This window comes from Pseudomonas beijingensis (assembly GCF_030687295.1).
GTDB lineage: Bacteria > Pseudomonadota > Gammaproteobacteria > Pseudomonadales > Pseudomonadaceae > Aquipseudomonas > Aquipseudomonas beijingensis.
The window spans coordinates 3,084,787-3,106,624 of sequence record NZ_CP117425.1; the positions used below are offsets into that span (position 1 = coordinate 3,084,787).

Here is a 21,838-nt window from a genome sequence, read left to right on the forward strand (position 1 = left end):
CATTATGTCGGCCAGCCTCTGGCATGGATGAGGGTATGAGTCGTTATACGCCACCGTTAACCCTGACAACCCGAATGCTGGGATTGATCGCTGACATCAGCGAGCAGATCGGCCAGCTTTCGGCTGTAAGTGATAATCAGCAGACCCCGCAACTGCGCCGAGGAAATCGGATTCGCACAATCCATGCTTCCCTGGCGATCGAAAACAATACTCTGAGTGTCGAGCAGGTAACCGCGGTTCTGGCCGGGCAACGAGTGCTGGGATTACCCCGTGAAATCCAGGAGGTGCGCAATGCCTTTGCCGCCTACGAAGCCATGCCTGGCTGGCGGCCTGATAGCCGGATCGATCTGCTCAACGGACATGAACTACTGATGCACGGTTTGATTGACGATGCTGGGCAGTTACGCCGTGCCGGCGTGGGCATCTATCGAGGTGATCAGCTGGTGCAAATGGCGCCGCCGCCCAGTCGGGTGAGGGATTTGATTGACGATTTGTTGGAGTGGGCCGGAACGTGCGACTGGCATCCTTTAATCATTAGCTGTGTTTTTCACTACGAGTTCGAGTTCATCCATCCCTTTGCAGACGGTAATGGGCGAATGGGGCGTCTTTGGCAAACCTTGATTCTTAGTCGATGGCGACCTGTACTGGCCTACCTGCCAGTCGAGGCCGTCATACGGGATCAGCAGGATGCTTATTACGCTGCGTTATCGGCTGCCGACCGGCTGGCTGAGGCGACACCTTTTGTTGAGTTCATGTTGCAGTCGCTGAGTGTGGCGCTCGGAGAGGCGATCCGTAACGAGCCGGCTACCGACCAAGTAACCGACCAAGTAACCGACCAAGTAGCAAGACTGCTTCAGGCGCTACACAACGGCAATTCACTAAAGGTCAACGAGCTGATGGTTCAGCTGGGATTGGCTCATAGAGCTACCTCCCGGGCTAATTACCTCAAGCCGGCATTGGTGGCCGGATTGATCGAAATGACCAACCCAATCGCCCAATAGTCCCGTACAGCGGTATCGTCTCACCTCGCAGGGTAAGCAAGCACTGGTGCATCCTCGCTGAGACTTTTTGGCACACAAAAAAAGTGGGAGTTATTGCTCCCACATAGGCATTTTTCACTCACTGATCATCGAAATAGCGCTCATGCCAATCCACCAGCGGTTGCGGCGAGTTGAGTTTCTGGCCGTAGATCACCGAGTATGACAACACGTTCTGCACGTATTGGCGGGTTTCGTCGAACGGGATGCTCTCGACCCAGACGTCGAAACTCAGGTGGTCGGCGCCGCGCAGCCACTGGCGCACGCGACCGGGGCCGGCGTTGTAGGCCGCCGAGGCGAGGACGCGGTTGCCGTTGAACTGACTATGAACCTGGCTCAGGTAGGCCGCGCCCAACTGGATGTTCTTGTCCGGGTTCAACACTTGTTGGGGGGAGGCCAGGGGAATGCTGAACTTGCGCGCGGTTTCCTTGGCGGTGCCAGGCATCAGTTGCATCAGGCCGGCGGCGCCGACGCTGGAGCGGGCGTCATCCATGAAGGCGCTTTCCTGGCGGGTAATGGCGAACACCCAGCTTGAATGCAGGCCACGGACCTTGGCTTCGCGCACCAGGGTGTCGCGGTGAGCCATCGGGAAGCGGATGTCCAGGTCGTCCCAGTATTTGGCCTGGCTGATGGTGCGAATGGCCGGGAAATACCATTTCAGGTCGTAGGCCAGTTTGGCCTGGGCGACCATTTCGTCCCGGTTGAAATGACGGCTGACGTGATACCACTCGCGGCGTCCGTCGACGATGTCCCCTCGGGCATGGAATTCCAGTGCCCGGCGTATTCCGGGCGTGTTGCGAACCTTGTTGATCAGCGCCTGGCTCATCACCAACGGCTTGTTGACGAGCGAGTACGGCGACTGGGAACGGTCGGCGGCCAGGAAGCCATAGAAATCCCGCTCACGGGCCAGGTGCTTGTAGAGCGTCAGGGCTTCTGGGTTCTGCGGCTGCGCCAGCTCCAGCGTGCGGGCTTGCCAGTACCGCCAGCGGTTGGTGCTGGCCAATGACTCGGGCAGGCGGCGGGTCAGTTGGTAGGCATCGTCCCAACGAGCGAGGCGCAGGAGCAGGCGCAAGCGCCATTCCGAAACAGTGTCATCGCGCAATTCCGGGTCGTATTTCGTCATCACGTCCAGGGCGCGGCTGTCGAAGCGCTTGGCCAGGGTCAGACCGATCTCTCGGGCGATCGCGACTTTTTCATCCCGGGAAAAATGCATGGTGCTGGCGTAGCCATCCAGCAATGCCATGGCTTTTTCCGGGTCCTGGCGGGCCAGGCGACGCAGGCCGAGGCTGACGATATCGGACATCGGTTCATCGGCCGGACTGAAGCGCGAGGGCTGGTTGAGCAATTCGGGCTTTTGCGCCACGTCCACCAGCAACTGGCCACGGGGAGCGAGGGTGGTCAGGCCGCTGACCAGGCTGTTGGCCAGCGGGTAATTACGCGCCTGGGCGGCCAGTTTGGCGCGCTCCCAACGTTTCTGCTCGGTCAACTGGCCCTGGGATGCCCACAGGCCGAACAATGCGTCGCACGCCTGGGGCTGGGACTTGCCGGTGAGCCACAGCTTTTCGGTGTTGGCGTATCCTTCGGCCTTCAGGCCGTGGCTAAGCTGGTACTGAGCGTTGAGGCAGTCCAGTTCGGTGAAATTGAGCTTGGGGTCGTAATACTTGACGAAGGTCCCCCAATCGCCGCGCTCGGTCAGCCAACGCAGCCAGCGCAGCTTCATCCAGTTGGCCTGGGGCAGGTCACCGTGCTCGGCGAGGAATTTCTCGATTTCGGCGTTGCTGGCGCTCTTGAGGCGAGCGGTCAATTCGTCGTAGGCCAGGTACGGCTCCAGCGGGTAATCGCGCAGGGCCTGGCTGTAGCGAAAGTAAGGGCCGGAATCACCCTTGGCCAAGGCACGCTTGGCCTCGTTGTAATACTGGCGCTGAGTGGAAATATCCACCGCCTGAGCAGATTGAACGGCAGTGGCACATACAAAAAGACACGATAAAACACTGAAAAGGCGACTGCGCATGAGACATCCGGGCAGAAAAAACATGACAAGCCCAAGGGTTAACCCAGGGTAACTGCCTGTAGCTTAGCCTTTTGCCAGCAGCCGGCGAAAGCTTTGCAGGGCTGTCGGTGCAAGTTCGCAACATTTGTTGGGCAGAGTGCTTCAGTGGCGAAATTGGCGGACCCTTGAGGGCTCATCTCAGGTAGAATGCGCGCCCGGTTTTTGGAGAAGCTCATGACCCTGCTCAAATTCAGCGATGTGTCCCTTGCTTTCGGCGCTATGCCGTTGTTGGACAAGGTGTCCTGGCAGATCGCCCGTGGTGAGCGGGTGTGCATCATCGGCCGCAACGGCACTGGCAAGTCCAGCATGATGAAGCTGGTCAAGGGCGATCAAAAGCCCGACGACGGCTCGGTCTGGCGTGCGCCAGGCCTGAAAATCGGCGAATTGCCCCAGGAACTGCCGGTGGCCGACGAGCGGACCGTGTTCGACGTGGTTGCCGAAGGCCTGGACGGTGTCGGCGCGCTGTTGGCCGAGTATCACCATTTGAGCCAGAACATCGTCACCGATGCCGACCTGGACAAGTTGATGCATGTGCAGCACGACCTTGAGGCCCGTGACGGCTGGCGCCTTCAGCAACTGGTCGACAGCACCCTGAGCCGCCTGCAACTGCCGGCCGACAAGACCCTCGCCGAGTTGTCCGGCGGTTGGCGTCGCCGCGTCCTGCTGGCCCAGGCCCTGGTGTCAGAGCCGGACTTGCTGCTGCTCGACGAGCCAACCAACCACCTGGACATCGGCGCCATCGCCTGGCTTGAAGAAGCCCTGAAAGACTTCCAGGGGGCGGTGCTGTTCATCACCCACGACCGTTCCTTCCTGCAAAACCTGGCGACGCGCATCCTTGAACTGGACCGCGGCGGCCTGATCGACTGGAACGGCGACTACGCCAGCTTCCTGGTGCACAAGGAAGCGGCGCTGGCGGCGGAAGAAACCGCCAACGCGTTGTTCGACAAGAAGCTGGCCCAGGAAGAGGTCTGGATTCGCCAGGGTATCAAGGCGCGTCGCACCCGCAATGAAGGCCGTGTGCGCGCGCTCAAGGCCTTGCGCATGGAGCGCAGCGAACGTCGCGAGCGCACTGGCAAGGCCAACATTCAGTTGGATACCGCTGATAAGTCCGGCAAGCAGGTAATGGTGCTTGAGAACGTGAGTTTCGCGCACCCGGGCGGTCCGTTCCTGATCAAGGACTTTTCCATGGTGCTGCAGCGCGGCGATCGCATCGGCCTGCTGGGCGCCAACGGCACCGGCAAGACCACCTTGCTCAAGCTGATGCTCGGCGGCCTGGTACCGACCAATGGCAAGGTGGAGGAGGGCACGAAGATCGATGTCGCCTACTTCGACCAGTTGCGCCATCAGTTGGACTTGGAAAAGACGGTGATCGACAACGTGGCCGAGGGTCGCGATTTCATCGACATCGATGGTCAGAGCCGCCATGTGTTGAGCTACCTCGGTGACTTCCTGTTCAGTCCTCAGCGTGCCCGTACGCCGGTCAAGGCGCTGTCGGGTGGTGAGCGCGCCCGTCTGTTGCTGGCCAAGTTGTTCAGCAAGCCGGCGAACCTGCTGGTGCTCGACGAACCGACCAACGACCTGGACGTGGAAACCCTGGAATTGCTGGAAGAGGTGCTGCTGACCTTCAATGGCACCGTGCTGATGGTCAGTCACGACCGGGCATTCCTTGACAACGTGGTCACCAGCACCCTGGTGTTCGAAGGCGAAGGCCTGGTTCGTGAATACGTTGGTGGTTATCAGGACTGGCTGCGCCAGGGAGGCTCGCCGCGTCTTCTGGGCGTAACCGAGAGCAAGTCCGGCAAGGCTGACCTGAACTCGGCGGTGGTCAAAGCCGAGCCAGCCCCGGTTGCCGCCGCAGCAGCCCCGGCCCCGGCGAAGAAGAAACTCAGCTACAAGCTGCAGCGCGAGCTGGAAGCGTTGCCGGGTGATATCGACGCGAAGGAGCAGCAGATCGCAGCGGTCGAGGCCGAAATGGCCGACACCGGGTTCTACCAGCGACCAGCGGCCGAAACCGCCAAGGTCATCGCGCACCTGGAGCAGTTGCAGGCCGAGCTGGACGCGCTGGTCGAGCGTTGGGCTGAACTGGACGCTTGATCCGCTGTTGAGAAAAATCCCGGATTTCAGCAATGAACGCCGGGATTTTTACTTGAAACGCTATTCCCCTGTAGTGGGCAGCCTGTGGGAGTAAAGCTTGCTCGCGATGAACGATAACGCGGTCATTCGACAGACCGGGAGGCCTTCATCGCGAGCAAGCTTTACTCCCACAGACTCGCTCCCACAGGGGAATGGGGTTATGCGCGCTTGACCAGATGCACCGCCAGCACATCGCAAGGCGCGCCATGCAGCACATCGTTGGCGGTCGAGCCCAGCAGCAGCGCCAGGCCGTGGCGACCATGGCTGCCGACGACAATCAGGTCGCAACCCTGTTCCTTGGCCAGGTGATGGATCTCCTGGCGCGGCTGGCCGTAGGTCAGGTGGCTGAACTCCTTCTTCAGGGCCGGGTATTTCACGATCAGTCGGTCAAGGCGTTCCTTGGCCTGGTCGAATTGCTGCTGCTGCAACTGGGAAAGGTCCATCGGCACGTCGCCGCCGAAGGCCATAGCCATCGGTTCGACGATATGCACCAGCGACAGCTGGGTGTCTCGGCCTTCGCAAAGGGCGAGGGCGCGCTTGACGACCGGATCGCATTCTTCAGTGAGGTCAACGGCGACCAGAACGTGTTTGTAGTACATGGAAGAGCACTCCAGAGAATTGCGATACGGTAAGTATGGCTGGTTTCAAGCGCATTGACGGCGACCTGGGTCAATGGGCTCATCAGAATCGGGGAGTACGAATATGACGGTCTGGATAGTGCTGTCAATCCTGTTGGTGGTGTTAAGTCCATTGGCATGGTTGCGTCCGTCCCGTGTACAGAGTGGTCGCATGGCCCTGCGCATGGAAGCGCGACGCCTGGGCCTGGCCATGCAACTGGCGCCGCAGGAGTGGCCGCACTGGCTCGGCCAACAGCCGCCAAACCCCTGCGCCCAGTACTATCGGCCTCGGCGCGGCAGTCAGCCAGCCTGTTGGAGCTACTGGCAAACTGCGCCGGGCGTTTGGGTCAATCAGTGGCGGGAAGTTTGTCTGGATGAGTCCCTGCTCAATCATTTCGAAAAATTGCCGGCCAACGTCTACAAAGTTGAAGCCGACGGGCAAATGATCGCCTTGTATTGGGGTGAAAAGGGCGAAGCCACTGTTTTGCAGGACATTGCCAGCACGCTCAAGGCACTCGCCTGAGCGACTTTAGCCACGTAGGAGCTGTCGAGCGAAGCGAGGCTGCGATCTTTCCCCAGACACTTGAATCTCAAGCGAAAGATCAAAAGATCGCAGCCTTCGGCAGCTCCTACAGGCATAAAAAAGCCCGACAGTCTCATCGGGCGGGTTGGCCAGGCAGGCCGGTAATCCATCTCGTGTCAGGGCGTGCGTTCGCAACGCCCTTCGTTCCGCAAATCTCAATCGCACTCCCGACAGCGTAGCCGGCTGGATCCGGTCTGTCTGGAATTAGGGCGATTTTTCTAATGATTGATTCTATGAATGGCTGCTCATGCGGCGCCGTGTTGCGGATCCGTAGGGTACGGAAATGACCGTGAAGTCGCGTTCACGCCTGTGTTTAGGGCGATTGACAATTGTCGGAAATTCCGTGAAGGTGACGTACCCAAATCAAACGGGCGTATGAATTGAGCGTTTGTATTTTCAGACGGCTCCTACAGACCCCGACTATCGCGTTGACGGGTGTGCCTGGCGGATTGGCGTAGCATCGACGATAACGTCAGTGCCACACCTGCGGTCAGCGTCCAACGTGTACTGTTCAGCTTCCATATCGTGGAGATCAGTTGATGATTTACGAAGGTAAAGCCATCACGGTTAAGGCTCTTGAAAGTGGCATCGTCGAACTGAAATTCGACCTCAAGGGTGAGTCCGTCAACAAGTTCAACCGTCTAACCCTGAATGAATTGCGTCAGGCCGTAGACACTATCAAGGCAGATGCTTCGATCAAGGGTGTGATCGTCAGCAGCGGCAAGGACGTGTTCATCGTCGGTGCCGACATCACCGAATTCGTCGATAACTTCAAGCTGCCCGATGCCGAACTGATCGCTGGCAACCTCGAAGCCAACCGTATTTTCAGCGACTTCGAAGACCTCAACGTACCGACCGTCGCGGCCATCAACGGCATCGCCCTGGGTGGCGGCCTGGAAATGTGCCTGGCGGCGGATTACCGCGTCATGGCCACCACGGCCAAGATCGGCCTGCCGGAAGTCAAGCTGGGCATCTACCCGGGCTTCGGTGGCACCGTGCGCCTGCCGCGCCTGATCGGTGCGGACAACGCCATCGAGTGGATTGCCGCTGGCAAGGAAAACCGTGCCGAAGACGCGCTGAAAGTCGGTGCCGTGGATGCCGTGGTCGAACCTGGCAAGCTCCAGGAAGCGGCCCTTGAAACCCTCAAGCGCGCCATCAGCGGCGAGTTCGACTACAAGGCCAAGCGCCAGCCGAAGCTGGAAAAGCTCAAGCTCAACGCTATTGAACAAATGATGGCCTTCGAAACCGCCAAGGGTTTCGTGGCAGGTCAAGCAGGCCCGAACTACCCGGCGCCGGTCGAAGCGATCAAGACCATCCAGAAAGCCGCGAACTTCGGTCGCGACAAGGCCTTGGAAGTCGAGGCCGCTGGCTTCGTCAAACTGGCGAAGACCTCGGCCGCGCAAAGCCTGATCGGTCTGTTCCTCAACGACCAGGAACTGAAGAAAAAGGCCAAGGCCTACGACGAAATCGCCCGTGACGTGAAGCAGGCCGCCGTGCTCGGCGCCGGCATCATGGGCGGCGGCATCGCCTACCAGTCGGCGTCCAAAGGCACGCCGATCCTGATGAAAGACATCAACGAGCACGGGATCGAGCAGGGCCTGGCCGAAGCCGCCAAGCTGCTGGTGGGTCGTGTCGACAAAGGTCGCATGACCGCCGCGAAGATGGCCGAAGTGCTCAATGGCATTCGTCCGACCCTGTCCTATGGCGATTTCGGCCATGTCGACCTGGTGGTCGAAGCGGTTGTCGAGAACCCGAAGGTCAAGCAGGCGGTACTGGCCGAAGTCGAAGACAAGGTCAAAGAGGACACCATCCTCGCCTCGAACACCTCGACCATCTCCATTTCGCTGCTGGCCAAGGCCCTCAAGCGTCCGGAAAACTTCGTCGGCATGCACTTCTTCAACCCGGTGCACATGATGCCACTGGTGGAAGTGATCCGTGGCGAGAAGTCCAGTGAACTGGCCGTTGCCACCACCGTCGCCTACGCCAAGAAAATGGGCAAGAACCCGATTGTCGTCAACGATTGCCCGGGCTTTTTGGTCAACCGCGTGCTGTTCCCGTACTTCGGCGGTTTCGCCAAGCTGGTCAGCGCCGGTGTGGACTTTGTGCGCATCGACAAGATCATGGAAAAATTCGGCTGGCCGATGGGCCCGGCGTACCTGATGGACGTGGTCGGCATCGACACCGGCCACCACGGTCGCGACGTCATGGCTGAAGGCTTCCCGGACCGCATGAAGGACGACCGTCGTTCAGCTGTCGACGTGCTCTACGAAGCCAAGCGCCTGGGCCAGAAGAACGGCAAGGGCTTCTACGCCTATGAGACCGACAAGCGCGGCAAGCAGAAGAAGGTCGCCGACTCGTCGGTGCTGGAAGTGCTCAAGCCGATCGTCTACGAGCAGCGCGAAGTCACCGACGAGGACATCATCAACTGGATGATGATCCCGCTGTGCCTCGAAACCGTGCGTTGCCTGGAAGATGGCATTGTCGAAACCGCCGCCGAAGCCGACATGGGTCTGGTCTACGGTATCGGTTTCCCTCCATTCCGTGGCGGTGCGCTGCGCTACATCGATTCGATCGGTGTGGCCGAGTTCGTTGCCCTGGCTGACCAGTACGCTGATCTGGGCGCGCTGTACCACCCGACCGCGAAGCTGCGTGAAATGGCCAAGAACGGCCAGCGTTTCTTCGGTTAAGCGCCCAACGACTAGAGCGAGAGAACATTTATGAGCTTGAATCCTAGAGACGTCGTGATTGTCGACTTCGGTCGTACGCCGATGGGCCGCTCCAAGGGCGGCATGCACCGCAACACCCGTGCCGAAGACATGTCGGCGCACTTGATCAGCAAGCTGCTGGAGCGCAACGTCAAGGTCGACCCCAACGAAGTCGAAGACGTGATCTGGGGCTGTGTGAACCAGACCCTGGAGCAGGGCTGGAACATTGCCCGCATGGCCTCGCTGATGACCCAGATTCCTCACACCGCGGCCGGCCAGACCGTCAGTCGCCTGTGTGGTTCGTCCATGAGCGCGTTGCACACCGCCGCCCAGGCGATCATGACCGGCAACGGTGATGTGTTCGTGGTCGGTGGGGTCGAGCACATGGGGCACGTGAGCATGATGCACGGCGTTGATCCGAACCCGCACATGTCGCTGTACGCGGCAAAAGCCTCGGGCATGATGGGCCTGACCGCGGAAATGCTCGGCAAGATGCACGGCATCACCCGCGAACAGCAGGACGCCTTTGGCGTGCGCTCCCACCAGCTCGCTCACAAGGCGACTGTGGAAGGCAAGTTCAAGGATGAGATCATCCCGATGCAGGGCTACGATGAGAACGGCTTCCTGAAGCTGTTCGACTACGACGAAACCATTCGTCCGGAAACCACCCTGGAAAGTCTGGCGGCCCTCAAGCCGGCCTTTAATCCGAAGGGCGGCACCGTGACAGCCGGTACTTCGTCGCAGATCACCGACGGTGCCTCGTGCATGATCGTGATGTCGGCCCAGCGTGCCCAGGACCTGGGTATCCAGCCGATGGCGGTGATTCGTTCGATGGCCGTGGCGGGTGTGGACCCGGCGATCATGGGCTATGGTCCAGTACCGGCCACGCAGAAAGCCTTGAAGCGCGCAGGCCTGGGTATTGCCGATATCGACTTCTTCGAACTCAACGAAGCTTTCGCTGCACAGGCCCTGCCCGTGCTGAAAGATTTGAAAGTGCTCGACAAGATGAACGAGAAGGTTAACCTGCACGGCGGCGCCATCGCCTTGGGTCACCCGTTCGGTTGCTCCGGTGCGCGTATCTCCGGCACGCTGCTCAACGTCATGAAGCAGAATGGCGGCACCTTCGGTGTGTCGACCATGTGCATTGGCCTCGGCCAAGGCATCGCCACTGTCTTCGAACGCGTCTAAGCGTTGCGTTGATGGAAGCCGGGGCCAAGTGCCCCGGTTTTTGTTTTTTCGGGTTTAGTAAAAAAAAGATTTTGTTTTTATTTTGAAAAAATTTGAGTGAGTGCCACGCATGCCGATACAACCTGGGCTCTACCAGCATTACAAAGGTCCGCAGTACCGCGTATTCAGCATCGCGCGGCATTCCGAGACCGAAGAAGAAGTGGTCTTCTATCAAGCCCTGTATGGCGATTACGGCTTTTGGGTGCGTCCTTTGAGCATGTTCCAGGAGTCCGTCGAGGTTGACGGCGAACAGGTGCCACGCTTTGCTTTGGTGCAGGCCGAGGAGAGCATTTTTTCCAAGCCTTGAGGCCGGCATGCGGGCAACCCTGCGCTTGACCTCACCTTGCAGCCACTATATATATAGCGGTGCCGCGTCAGGCGCCAACCGCCTTTCACTTTTTAGAATTCAGGAATTTTCTGATCCATGGGCAAATCGCTGGTCATTGTGGAATCCCCGGCTAAGGCCAAGACCATCAACAAGTATCTGGGTAACCAATACGTGGTGAAGTCGAGTATCGGCCATATCCGAGACCTGCCCACCAGCGGTTCGGCTAGCGCCAGCAAGGAGCCTGCCGCCAAGCGCGGCAAGGCTGCTGCCGGTGAAGCGCCGGCGCTGTCGCCGAAAGAAAAGGCGCGCAAGCAGCTGGTCTCACGCATGGGGGTCGATCCGGAACACGGCTGGAAAGCCAAGTACGAGATCCTCCCGGGCAAGGAAAAGGTCATCGAAGAGCTGCGTCGGCTCGCCAAGGATGCCGACACCATCTATCTCGCGACGGACTTGGACCGCGAAGGGGAAGCCATTGCCTGGCACCTGCGCGAAGCCATTGGTGGGGATGACAGCCGTTACAAGCGCGTGGTGTTCAACGAAATCACCAAGAAGGGCCATCCAGGAGGCCTTCTCCCAGCCGGGCGAGCTGGATATCGATCGGGTCAACGCCCAACAGGCGCGTCGCTTCCTCGACCGCGTGGTGGGCTACATGGTCTCGCCGCTGCTGTGGGCCAAGATCGCCCGTGGTCTGTCGGCCGGGCGTGTGCAATCGGTTGCCGTGAAGCTGGTGGTGGAGCGCGAGCGCGAGATCCGCGCGTTCATCCCTGAAGAGTACTGGGAAGTCCACGCGGACCTCGGCACTGCCAAGGGCGCGACCGTGCGTTTTGACGTGGCCCGCGAGAAGGGCGAAGCCTTCAAGCCGCTCAACGAAGCCCAGGCCATGGCGGCGCTGGAGAAGCTCAAGGCGTCCAGCTACAGCATCGTCAAGCGCGAAGACAAACCGACCAGCAGCAAACCGTCGGCACCGTTCATCACCTCCACGCTGCAACAGGCTGCGAGCAATCGTCTGGGCTTTGGCGTGAAGAAAACCATGATGATGGCCCAGCGTCTGTACGAAGCCGGCTACATCACCTATATGCGTACCGACTCGACCAACCTTTCGGTCGATGCCGTGGCAATGGCGCGCACTTATATAGAAAGCGAGTTCGGCAAGAAATACCTGCCGGACACGCCGAACGTCTACAGCAGCAAGGAAGGCGCACAGGAGGCGCACGAAGCGATTCGTCCGTCCGATGCCAACACCGAGCCAAGCAAGCTGTCGGGCATGGAGCGCGATGCCGAGCGTCTCTACGAGCTGATCTGGCGCCAGTTCCTGGCCTGCCAGATGCTGCCGGCGCAATACCTGTCGACCACCGTCAGCGTTGGTGCCGGCGACTTTGAGTTGCGCGCCAAGGGCCGCATCCTGAAGTTCGACGGCTACACCCGCGTCATGCCGCAAATCACCAAGCCTGGGGATGACGACGTCTTGCCGGACATGGCCCAGGGCGACGTGATGAAGCTGATCAAGCTCGATCCGACCCAGCATTTCACCAAGCCGCCGGCACGTTACTCCGAAGCCAGCCTGGTCAAGGAAATGGAAAAGCGCGGCATCGGTCGTCCTTCGACCTACGCAGCCATCATTTCCACCATCCAGGACCGCGGCTATGTGGCGCTGCACAATCGTCGTTTCTATTCGGAAAAGATGGGCGATATCGTCACCGAGCGTTTGTCCGAGAGCTTCTCGAACCTGATGGACTACGGCTTCACCGCCGGCATGGAAGAGAACCTCGACGATGTGGCCCAGGGCGAGCGGGACTGGAAAAACGTTCTCGACGAGTTCTACGGCGACTTCAAGAAAAAACTCGAAGTGGCTGAAAGCCCTGACAGCGGCATGCGCGCCAACCAGCCGGTCATGACCGACATTCCGTGCCTGACCTGCGGGCGGCCGATGCAAATCCGTACCGCCTCGACCGGCGTCTTCCTCGGTTGCTCGGGCTACAGCCTGCCACCCAAGGAGCGCTGCAAGGCGACGGTCAATCTGGTGCCGGGCGACGAAATCGCCGCGGACGACGAGGGTGAATCGGAATCCCTGGTGTTGCGTGGCAAGCATCGCTGCCCGATCTGCAGCACGGCGATGGATGCCTACCTGCTGGACGAGAAGCGCAAGCTGCACATCTGCGGTAACAACCCGGACTGTGCCGGCTACGAGATTGAAGAGGGCACTTATCGCATCAAGGGCTACGAAGGCCCGAGCCTGGAATGCGACAAGTGTGGCAGCGAGATGCAGCTCAAGACCGGCCGTTTCGGCAAGTTCTTCGGCTGCACCAACCCGACCTGCAAGAACACCCGCAAACTGCTCAAGAGCGGTGACGCGGCGCCGCCGAAGATGGACCCGGTGAAGATGCCTGAGCTCAAATGCGAGAAGGTCAACGACACCTACATCCTGCGCGACGGTGCCTCCGGCCTGTTCCTGGCGGCCAGCCAGTTCCCGAAAAACCGTGAGACCCGTGCGCCATTGGTGATGGAGATCGTGCCGCACAAGGACGAAATCGATCCGAAGTACCATTTCCTCTGTGAAGCACCGCAGAAGGATCCGGAAGGGCGCCCGGCGGTCATTCGCTACAGCCGCAAGACCAAGGAGCAATACGTGCAGACCGAAGTCGACGGCAAGCCGACGGGTTGGAAAGCCTACTACGACGGCGGTAAGTGGACGGTCGAAGACAAGCGCTGATTGTGGCGTCTGTTTGAAAATACGGGGCCAAGCGAGCTTCCCTGTGGCGAGAGAGCTTGCTCCCGCTGGGCGGCGCAGCCGTCCCCAACAGGGCCCGACTGAACAAAAGGCCGCATGACAACCCATAGGTTTTCATGTGGCCTTTTGTTTTTGGCTTGCAGTGGCCTCGGTTGATCCACGACACTGTCGCACTTGCGTGAAGCTTTCATTTCGTTGGGGAGATGCCACCATGGCCCACGAACTCTATACCCGCACCAATCAGAAAATATATTTCGCCGGTCTGTCGCTCGAAGCGCTCACCAGGGCCGAAGACGGGCGTGCGATGAATTCCCCGGCGCTGCTCCAGGCAGGACGCGAGTCCGCACTGTTTCACCTGTACGGTGCGTTGTTGGGGTTGTGCCATGAAATCGCCGGTTTTTATCGCCTGCCACAAGCGAATGCCGCGCGGGCCGAGCTGCTGTTGACCCGCGAAGTGCTGGAAACCATCGCTATTCCAGAGTTGGCCGAAATGGTCGAACTGGCGCATAACCCGGAAACCTGGCTGGCGAAGCTCTTGGCGGCTCATGCGGCGCTGTTCGAGCCGCCACGGGCCCCTCGCAAGCCCAAGGGGGACGTGACCCAGCCGTTAATCGTTGCGGTCAATCTGGATGAGCAAGACCCCGAGCAAGAGTTGAGCCGGGAGGAGCTGGAGAGCTGGCGCCAGAACCTCAAGAGCTTGGCGATACGCTTTCGTGAAGGGTTGAACGAGTGCTGAGTTTCCCCTCGGCCCGTTACGTTCGTTGATAACGCTTGGTCAAGATCCCGAGCGGAGCCTGGCCGATGACTATATAATCCTCGCCTTTCGTGGAGAACAGACTTTTATGCCTACGTCCTTTCTAGAAATTGTCGAACTTCCTGATGGCCGCATCGAGCTGCGCAGGGCCGAGGACGAGGGTTCTCTGGTTACCTTGAACTTCTCCGAAGATGCCAAGGTATTCCTCCAGGGCCAACACGTCGAAGTCGCCAAGGCAATGTTGAGCGTGGGCGTCCAAATGGCAGGTCGCCTGGTTGAAGGCGAATTCAGCAAGGAAGAGGGGCCGCGGGTTCTTCACTGATCCCGTCTGTCGGCTTTTTGGAAAGTGTGACTGTCCGGCTTCTCTATCATGGAGAAGCCCCGCGTTTGTCTTAGCCCAATCGAATATTCAGGCTTTGTGCGTCCCCGATGCGGGCGGCGCTGATCAACTGTTGCCGTGCCGTCGCGGTCAGCGGATTGAGCCAACTGACCACGGTGTGGCTACGGCCCAGGCGCAAGGCTTCGCAGGTCAACTGTTGGGCGCTTTGGGTGCCCCGCGGTTGCAACAACAGGATGCGTTCACGATTCAGGCCGGCGTCCCGCAGCCAGGCCTGGGTGACACTGGCCGGTGGGGCGATCAGCGTCAACCAGCGGGCATCCTGGTCCTGGCTGAGTTCTCGCAGAATCGGCGCCAGCAGGTTCAGGCAGTTTCCGGCCGCACCACGTAACGACAGTTCGCTGAAAGCCTCGGGTTCGACGCCCCAGGGCGACTCGATGACCTCTTTCAGGACTGGAACCAGCGGTTGGGCCATGAATGCCTCGAACAGCGGAAGTTGTGTGTGTTGTGGTGTGTGTGGGAACTGCATAAAGCCTCCTTTAGCGGCGAATGACGCCAACGCTCAAGCCTTCGATGACCAGGTCCTGATCTTTCAGGTTCACTTCGATGGGGGCGAACTCCGGGTTCTCAGCAATGAGCCAGACCTTGCTGCCGTCGCGCTTGAAACGCTTGACGGTCACCTCGTCGCCGATTCGCGCCACCACGATCTGGCCATTGCGGGCTTCGCGGGTGGTGTGGACGGCCAGGAGGTCACCGTCGAAGATACCGATGTCCTTCATGCTCATGCCGTGTACCCGAAGCAGGTAATCGGCCCTGGGATGAAAGAACGAAGGGTTGATGTTGCAGGATTCCTCGACATGCTGCTGGGCGAGGATCGGTGCGCCAGCGGCGACCCGGCCGATGATCGGCAGGGTGGTTTCGTCGGCCTTGGCTTCGAAGCCGGGGATACGAATGCCGCGGGATGCGCCCGGGGTCATTTCGATCGCACCCTTGCGCGCCAGCGCCTTGAGGTGTTCTTCAGCCGCGTTGGGCGACTTGAAACCCAGTTCCTGGGCGATTTCCGCACGGGTCGGCGGGTAGCCGTTGTCTTCGAGGCAGCGTTTGATGAAGGCCAGAATCTCTGCTTGGCGTGGCGTCAGCTTTAGCATATTGATCGCTCTGTCTTTTTATACAGTGACTGGGATTATATACAGTGGCCGCCGCTTGGCAATCCTCCTTTTTACGCAGGCCGCTGGACGGTCGGTCGGGTTGTTGGATAGGGCAGGGCTACCCCCTGTGAAAAGGTGTGGTTAAATACGTGACCGAGCGTTCGCAAAACGCCCCGGCAGGCTTGACAACCCCTAGGCTGAAACGTATGTTTCAAACAAGTGTTTGTCAGGCGGAGTAACCATGGCCCAGTCGGAAACCGTTGAACGCATTCTCGATGCTGCCGAGCAGTTGTTCGCGGAAAAAGGTTTCGCCGAAACCTCGTTGCGTCTGATCACCAGCAAGGCCGGGGTGAACCTGGCGGCGGTGAACTATCACTTCGGCTCGAAAAAAGCCCTGATCCAGGCGGTTTTCTCGCGGTTCCTCGGGCCCTTCTGCCTCAGTCTCGATCGCGAGCTGGAGCGGCGCCAGGCCAAGCCTGACGTCAAGCCGACCCTGGAAGAGCTGCTGGAAATCCTGGTCGAGCAAGCCCTCGTCGTGCAGCCCCGTAGCGGTAACGACCTGTCCATTTTCATGCGCCTGCTGGGCCTGGCCTTCAGCCAGAGCCAGGGTCACCTGCGGCGTTACCTGGAAGACATGTACGGCAAGGTTTTCCGTCGCTACATGCTGCTGGTCAACGAAGCCGCACCGCGCATCCCACCCATCGAGTTGTTCTGGCGAGTGCACTTCATGCTCGGTGCCGCGGCGTTCAGCATGTCCGGGATCAAGGCGTTGCGGGCCATCGCTGAAACCGATTTTGGCGTGAACACGTCAATTGAGCAGGTGATGCGCTTGATGGTGCCGTTCCTGGCGGCCGGCATGCGTGCCGAAAGCGGCGTCACCGATGAGGCCATGGCGGCCGCGCAACTGCGTCCACGCAGCAAATCGACGCCGGCGCTGGCCAAGGCTTGAGTGCACGGGTGGGCGCGGCTGCCCACATCCGCTAAGCTAGCCGCCCATGCCGACTCTCGTTTCGAACCCGTTCCATTCTTTAGTGCATGACCGCGACCTGCCGGGCTTTGGGCCTGGCGGTGTGGTCATGCCTGTGCCACCGCGCGGGTTCATCGTTATTAAGGAAATGCTATGACTGCTGGCCTGCAAGGCTCGTTGATGGTGGACGTCGCCGGTACCTGGCTGACGGCCGAAGATCGCCACCTGTTGCGCCAGCCTGAGGTAGGCGGCCTGATCATCTTTGCCCGCAATATCGAGCATCCGCGGCAAGTGCGAGAGTTGAGCGCGTCGATTCGCGCCATCCGCCCCGACCTTCTATTGGCCGTGGACCAGGAAGGTGGCCGTGTTCAGCGGCTGCGCCAGGGGTTTGTACGGTTGCCGGCGATGCGGGCGATCGCCGACAACCCGAATGCCGAATACCTGGCCGAGCAGTGCGGCTGGATCATGGCCACTGAGGTGTTGGCGGTCGGTCTCGACTTGAGTTTTGCCCCGGTGCTGGACCTCGACTACCAGCGCAGCGCCGTCGTCGGCAGTCGTTCCTTCGAAGGCGACCCCGAGCGCGCGGCGTTGCTGGCCGGTGCCTTTATCCGCGGCATGAACGCTGCCGGGATGACTGCCACCGGCAAGCACTTCCCGGGGCATGGCTGGGCCGAAGCCGATTCCCATGTGGCGATTCCGACCGATGAACGCAGCCTCGAACAGATTCGCGCCAACGACTTGGTGCCGTTCGCCCAACTGAGCAAGCAGCTCGCGGCGGTCATGCCGGCTCATGTCATTTATCCCCAGGTTGACGCCAATCCAGCCGGCTTTTCCCGACGCTGGCTGCAGGACATCCTGCGCGGTGAGTTGCAATTCGATGGCGTGATCTTCAGTGATGATCTGTCGATGGCCGGCGCCCATGTGGTGGGGGATGCCGCCAGCCGTATCGAGGCCGCTTTGACGGCGGGTTGTGACATGGGCCTGGTGTGCAACGACCGCGCCGCCGCGGAGTTGGCCTTGAGCGCCGCCCAGCGCCTGAAGGTCAAGCCTTCGGCGCGGATCGCTCGCATGCGCGGCCAGGCCTACGCGTGCACGGAATACCGCCAGGACCCTCGCTGGCTGGCGGCGCTCGGCGCGCTGCGGGCTGCCCAACTGATTGATTAGCGCTGAGCAGTGTGGCCGCAACTTCCCTGTGGGAGCCGAGCTTGCTCGCGATGACGGCCGCACAGTCAACATCTGCGCCAGCTGAACCACCGCTATCGCGAGCAAGCTCGGCTCCCACATTGGAAGTGTGGTGGACATCAGGTTATGTGAACGCCGCAACTCCCCTGTGGGAGCGAGCTTACTCGCGATGACGGCCGCACAGTCAACATCTGCGCCAGCTGAACCACCGCTATCGCGAGCAAGCTCGGCTCCCACATTGGAAGTGTGGTGGACATCAGGTTATGTGAGCGCCGCAACTTCCCTGTGGGAGCGAGCTTGCTCGCGATGACGGCCGCACAGCCAACATCTGCGCCAACTGAACCACCGCTATCGCGAGCAAGCTCGCTCCCACAGTGGAAGTGTGGTGGACATCAGGTTATGTGAACGCCGCAACTCCCCTGTGGGAGCGAGCTTGCTCGCGATGACGGCGGCACAGTCAACATCTGCGCCAGCTGAACCACCGCTATCGCGAGCAAGCTCGCTCCCACAGTGGAACTGTGGTGGACATCAGGTTATGTGAACGCCGCAACTTCCCTGTGGGAGCCGAGCTTGCTCGCGATGACGGCCGCACAGTCAGCATCTGCGCCAACTGAACCACCGCTATCGCGAGCAAGCTCGGCTCCCACAGTGGAAGTGTGGTGGACATCAGGTTATGTGAACGCCGCAACTCCCCTGTGGGAGCGAGCTTGCTCGCGATGACGGCGGTACAGTCAATATTTGCAGCAACTGGCCCACCGCTATCGCGAGCAAGCTCGCTCCCACAGTGGAAGTGTGGTGGACATCAGGTTTTGTGAGCGCCGCAACTCCCCTGTGGGAGCCGAGCTTGCTCGCGATGACGGCGGTACAGTCAATATTTGCAGCAACTGGCCCACCGCTATCGCGAGCAAGCTCGCTCCCACAGTGGAAGTGTGGTGGACATCAGGTTATGTGAACGCCGCAACTCCCCTGTGGGAGCCGAGCTTGCTCGCGATGACGGTTACAGTCAATATTTGCAGCAACTGGCCCACCGCTATCGCGAGCAAGCTCGCTCCCACAGTGGAAGTGTGGTGGACATCAGGTTATGTGAACGCCGCAACTCCCCTGTGGGAGCGAGCTTGCTCGCGATGACGGCGGCACAGTCAACATCTGCGCCAGCTGAACCACCGCTATCGCGAGCAAGCTCGGCTCCCACAGTGGAAGTGTGGTGGACATCAGGTTATGTGAACGCCGCAACTCCCCTGTGGGAGCCGAGCTTGCTCGCGATGACGGCGGTACAGTCAACATTTGCAGCAACTGAACCACCGCTATCGCGAGCAAGCTCGGCTCCCACAAGAATTGAGGAGCGTCAGCGCTTTTCCAGCTTTTCCGGCAGCGGCGCGAACAGTGCCTCGATATCGTCGTTCTGCAATTTCCAATCTCCGGCCACGCGTCCGTCCAGCACGCCGGCTGCGAGGTCGGACTTTTCCTTCTGCAGCAGCTGGATCTTCTCTTCCACCGTGCCTCGGGCAATCAGCTTGTAGACGAACACCGGTTTTTCCTGGCCGATGCGATAGGCGCGGTCGGTGGCCTGGTTTTCGGTGGCCGGGTTCCACCACGGGTCGTAGTGAATCACCGTGTCGGCCTCGGTGAGGTTCAGGCCTACACCCCCGGCCTTCAGGCTGATCAGAAAGATCTGACGCTTGCCACTCTGGAATTCCTTGACGGGCGTGCGTCGGTCCCGGGTCTGGCCGGTCAGGATCGCGTACTCGACGCCGCGCTTCTTCAGCTCATCTTCAATCAGCGCCAACATGGAGGTGAACTGGGAAAACAGCAGCACCCGACGGCCTTCTTCAAACAGCTCGTCGAGCATTTCCATCAGGCTGTCGAGCTTGCCCGACGTGCTGCCTCGGGCGGGCAAGGCGGCGTCGTTGAGCAGACGTAGATCGCAGCACACCTGGCGCAGCTTGAGCAGCGCCTCGAGAATGATGATCTGGCTGCGGGCCACGCCTTTGCGGGTGATCTCGTCGCGGACCTTCTTGTCCATCGCCAGGCGCATGGTTTCGTAGACGTCCCGCTGGGCATCGCTGAGCTCGACCCAATGGATGATTTCGGTCTTGGGTGGCAACTCCGTCGCCACTTGCTCCTTGGTCCGGCGCAGCAGGAAAGGTTTTATCCGACCGTTGAGGTGCTGCAGTCGTACATCGCTGCCACGTTTTTCGATCGGTACGCGGTAATCGCGATTGAAGCTCTTGACGTCCCCGAGCCAGCCCGGCAACAGGAAGTGAAACAACGACCACAGCTCGCCCAGGTGATTTTCCAGGGGCGTGCCGGACAGGCACAGCCGCTGGCGGGCGTTCAGTTCCCGGGCGGCCTGGGCGGCTTTGCTGGTGGGATTCTTGATGTACTGGGCTTCGTCGAGGATCAGCACGTGCAATGGCTGTGCGGCCAGGCGCTCGACATCCTTGGGTAGCAGGGCATAGGTGGTGAGGACCAGGTCGTATTCGCCCAGCCGTTCGAAATGCTTTTTGCGCCCGGCGCCATACAGGGCCAGTACCTTGAGTTGCGGCGTGAAGTGAGCTGCCTCGTCGAGCCAGTTGGGAATCAGGCTGGTGGGCATCACCACCATGCACGGGCGATCGAGGCGCCCGGCGTTTTTCTCACTGAGGATGTGCGCCAGGGTCTGTAGGGTTTTGCCCAGGCCCATGTCATCCGCGAGGATGCCGCCGACTTCCAGCTGCCTGAGCGATTGCATCCAGCTCAAGCCTTCGAGTTGATAAGGCCGCAGCGTCGCGTTCAGGCCTTCCGGCGCGGTGGTGGTGTAATCCTTGATGTCCCGCAGGCGCTGGGCCAGGCCGCGAATGTGTTCGCCGCCTTCCCAGGTCAGCGGCATGTCCTGCAGCGGGTTCAGGCGCAAGGCGTCCGCGCTGTTGAGGCGCAGTTTGGTGGTGCCGGGTTCTTGCAGGTAGAACTCGCCCAGGGTCGCCAGCACCGGTTTCAGCCGGCCGTAGGGCAGGGCCACTTGCTGCGGGCCGAACTCCGAGTTCGGGCGGTTGGGCAGGTTGACCAGAATCAGTTCATCGTCCCGGCGCCTGGCCAGGCGTTCCGGGTTGAACAATTCGATGTGCGAGCGCATCAGGTTCAACAGGATCGGCAGCAGGCTCAGACGCTCGCCGTTGACGATGATCCCCAGCTCCAGGTCGAACCAGTCCCGTTCCGGCGTTTCCTCCACCGTGGCGTACCACTCGTCCACCGCCGTCAGGTCGAAGCCGAAATCCTCGTCGATCTGCAATTCCCAGCCCTGGGTGCGCAGTTTCGGCAGGTCGTTGAGGGTGAACGTCAGCCAGGCACTGTCGTTGACCATTTCGTACAGTTCACCGGCGCTTTCCGGCAGGGCCTTGCTTTGTCGGGTCGCGACCTTGAAGCCGAGGATTCGTAGTTGTTCGCGGTAGGACTGCTCCACATCGGTGTGGCGTTTTATCCGCAACGTCTGGGTTTCCTGGCGAATCAACACGTCGGTGTTGCGCTGGCCGCTGACGTACTCGTCCAGATAGCTGAAGGACAGGGCGGCGCGGTGTTGGATGTAGCGCTGCATCTTGCCGTTGCGTGGCTCGAAGGCACTGAACTCGATACTGGCCAGCCACAGGCGCGGCACCGGCTGCACGTTGTCCACCAGCACTTGGGGCGGGGCCTTGGGGCTGCGGTTGTCCAGCACCGACTGGAGTTTCTCCAGCAAGTGGGCGTCTTTTTCGGCGGCCGGGTAGGCCAGGGTTTCCTGGACTTGCAGCAATACCGCCGCGCAGTGTTTGCAGTTGATGCGCACCGGACACGAGCACGCGGCTTCGAGCAGAATCAGCGTGCCCTTGGCTGACTCTTTAAGGCGAATGGTTTGACGGTAGACGTTACCGCCAGAGCCTTCGCAACTGGCGGTGATGGTGCTGTCGCCGGCCTCGACGATCCTGACGCGGTTTTCCAGCGCGTAACGGCGCCCGCGCTCCAGGCTCTGTTCCTTGAATCGATTGACCCAGGAAGGTGCCAGGGGTTTGCTCAGGGGCGAGGGCATAGG

Annotated in this window: 14 protein-coding genes and 2 pseudogenes; 11 read left to right on the forward strand and 5 right to left on the reverse strand. The window is 60.4% G+C overall.

The genetic code is table 11. The features are described from left to right. Positions 1 to 35 precede the first annotated feature (35 nt). A pseudogene (locus PSH84_RS13940) lies at positions 36 to 1,062 on the forward strand (Fic family protein). Between the two features lie 57 nt (positions 1,063 to 1,119). On the opposite strand, the gene PSH84_RS13945 reads toward PSH84_RS13940, so the two are convergent. Then, on the reverse strand, positions 1,120 to 3,048 hold the full coding sequence (locus tag PSH84_RS13945; protein ID WP_305470368.1) for a transglycosylase SLT domain-containing protein: 1,929 nt from the start codon (positions 3,046 to 3,048) through the stop codon (positions 1,120 to 1,122). Between the two features lie 213 nt (positions 3,049 to 3,261). On the opposite strand from PSH84_RS13945, the gene PSH84_RS13950 reads away from it, so the two are divergent. Beyond that, the gene (locus tag PSH84_RS13950; RefSeq protein WP_305470369.1) at positions 3,262 to 5,181 is read left to right on the forward strand and encodes an ATP-binding cassette domain-containing protein; all 1,920 of its coding nucleotides are present in this window, start codon (positions 3,262 to 3,264) and stop codon (positions 5,179 to 5,181) included. A 197-nt stretch (positions 5,182 to 5,378) separates the two neighbouring features. Here PSH84_RS13950 and PSH84_RS13955 read toward each other — a convergent pair whose 3' ends face one another. Further along, entirely contained in the window at positions 5,379 to 5,819 is a 441-nt protein-coding gene (locus PSH84_RS13955; protein WP_122567938.1) for a universal stress protein, read from the reverse strand. Positions 5,820 to 5,922: 103 nt separating this feature from the next. Between PSH84_RS13955 and PSH84_RS13960 the strand changes: the two genes are divergently transcribed. The 7 genes and pseudogenes from PSH84_RS13960 (at position 5,923) to PSH84_RS13990 (ending at position 14,484) form a co-directional block, all read left to right on the forward strand. Next, positions 5,923 to 6,360, forward strand: coding sequence for a hypothetical protein (locus PSH84_RS13960; protein ID WP_122567939.1), 438 nt, complete (start codon positions 5,923 to 5,925; stop codon positions 6,358 to 6,360). 599 nt (positions 6,361 to 6,959) lie between these two features. Continuing rightward, entirely contained in the window at positions 6,960 to 9,107 is a 2,148-nt protein-coding gene (gene fadB / locus PSH84_RS13965) for a fatty acid oxidation complex subunit alpha FadB (RefSeq protein WP_305483081.1), read from the forward strand. Between the two features lie 30 nt (positions 9,108 to 9,137). Continuing rightward, positions 9,138 to 10,313, forward strand: coding sequence for an acetyl-CoA C-acyltransferase FadA (gene fadA / locus PSH84_RS13970; RefSeq protein ID WP_024618393.1), 1,176 nt, complete (start codon positions 9,138 to 9,140; stop codon positions 10,311 to 10,313). 109 nt (positions 10,314 to 10,422) lie between these two features. Then, positions 10,423 to 10,659, forward strand: coding sequence for a DUF1653 domain-containing protein (locus tag PSH84_RS13975; RefSeq protein ID WP_025212748.1), 237 nt, complete (start codon positions 10,423 to 10,425; stop codon positions 10,657 to 10,659). Between the two features lie 117 nt (positions 10,660 to 10,776). Next, a pseudogene (topA, locus tag PSH84_RS13980) lies at positions 10,777 to 13,390 on the forward strand (type I DNA topoisomerase). A 229-nt stretch (positions 13,391 to 13,619) separates the two neighbouring features. Beyond that, positions 13,620 to 14,144, forward strand: a complete 525-nt coding sequence (locus tag PSH84_RS13985; protein WP_122567942.1) for a DUF6586 family protein — start codon at positions 13,620 to 13,622, stop codon at positions 14,142 to 14,144. 106 nt (positions 14,145 to 14,250) lie between these two features. After that, positions 14,251 to 14,484 (forward strand): hypothetical protein, encoded by a 234-nt coding sequence (locus PSH84_RS13990; protein WP_122568400.1) that lies wholly within the window; start codon positions 14,251 to 14,253, stop codon positions 14,482 to 14,484. A gap of 70 nt (positions 14,485 to 14,554) precedes the next feature. Here the strand turns inward: PSH84_RS13990 and sulA are convergent, their stop codons facing one another. Together sulA and lexA are read right to left on the reverse strand one after the other, a co-directional pair. Further along, entirely contained in the window at positions 14,555 to 15,028 is a 474-nt protein-coding gene (gene sulA / locus PSH84_RS13995) for an SOS-induced cell division inhibitor SulA (RefSeq protein ID WP_122567943.1), read from the reverse strand. Positions 15,029 to 15,038: 10 nt separating this feature from the next. Further along, positions 15,039 to 15,647, reverse strand: coding sequence for a transcriptional repressor LexA (gene lexA / locus PSH84_RS14000; RefSeq protein WP_003199651.1), 609 nt, complete (start codon positions 15,645 to 15,647; stop codon positions 15,039 to 15,041). A 241-nt stretch (positions 15,648 to 15,888) separates the two neighbouring features. Between lexA and PSH84_RS14005 the strand changes: the two genes are divergently transcribed. Further along, positions 15,889 to 16,596 carry a TetR/AcrR family transcriptional regulator gene (locus tag PSH84_RS14005; RefSeq protein ID WP_013692622.1) on the forward strand — a complete coding sequence of 236 codons (708 nt, stop codon included), beginning with the start codon at positions 15,889 to 15,891 and terminating at the stop codon, positions 16,594 to 16,596. Between the two features lie 183 nt (positions 16,597 to 16,779). Then, a complete protein-coding gene (gene nagZ, locus PSH84_RS14010; protein WP_305483169.1) occupies positions 16,780 to 17,778 on the forward strand; it encodes a beta-N-acetylhexosaminidase in 999 nt (332 codons plus the stop codon). A 1,363-nt stretch (positions 17,779 to 19,141) separates the two neighbouring features. On the opposite strand, the gene PSH84_RS14015 is transcribed toward nagZ, so the two are convergent. Then, positions 19,142 to 21,835, reverse strand: a complete 2,694-nt coding sequence (locus PSH84_RS14015; protein WP_305483082.1) for a DEAD/DEAH box helicase — start codon at positions 21,833 to 21,835, stop codon at positions 19,142 to 19,144. Positions 21,836 to 21,838: the final 3 nt, after the last annotated feature.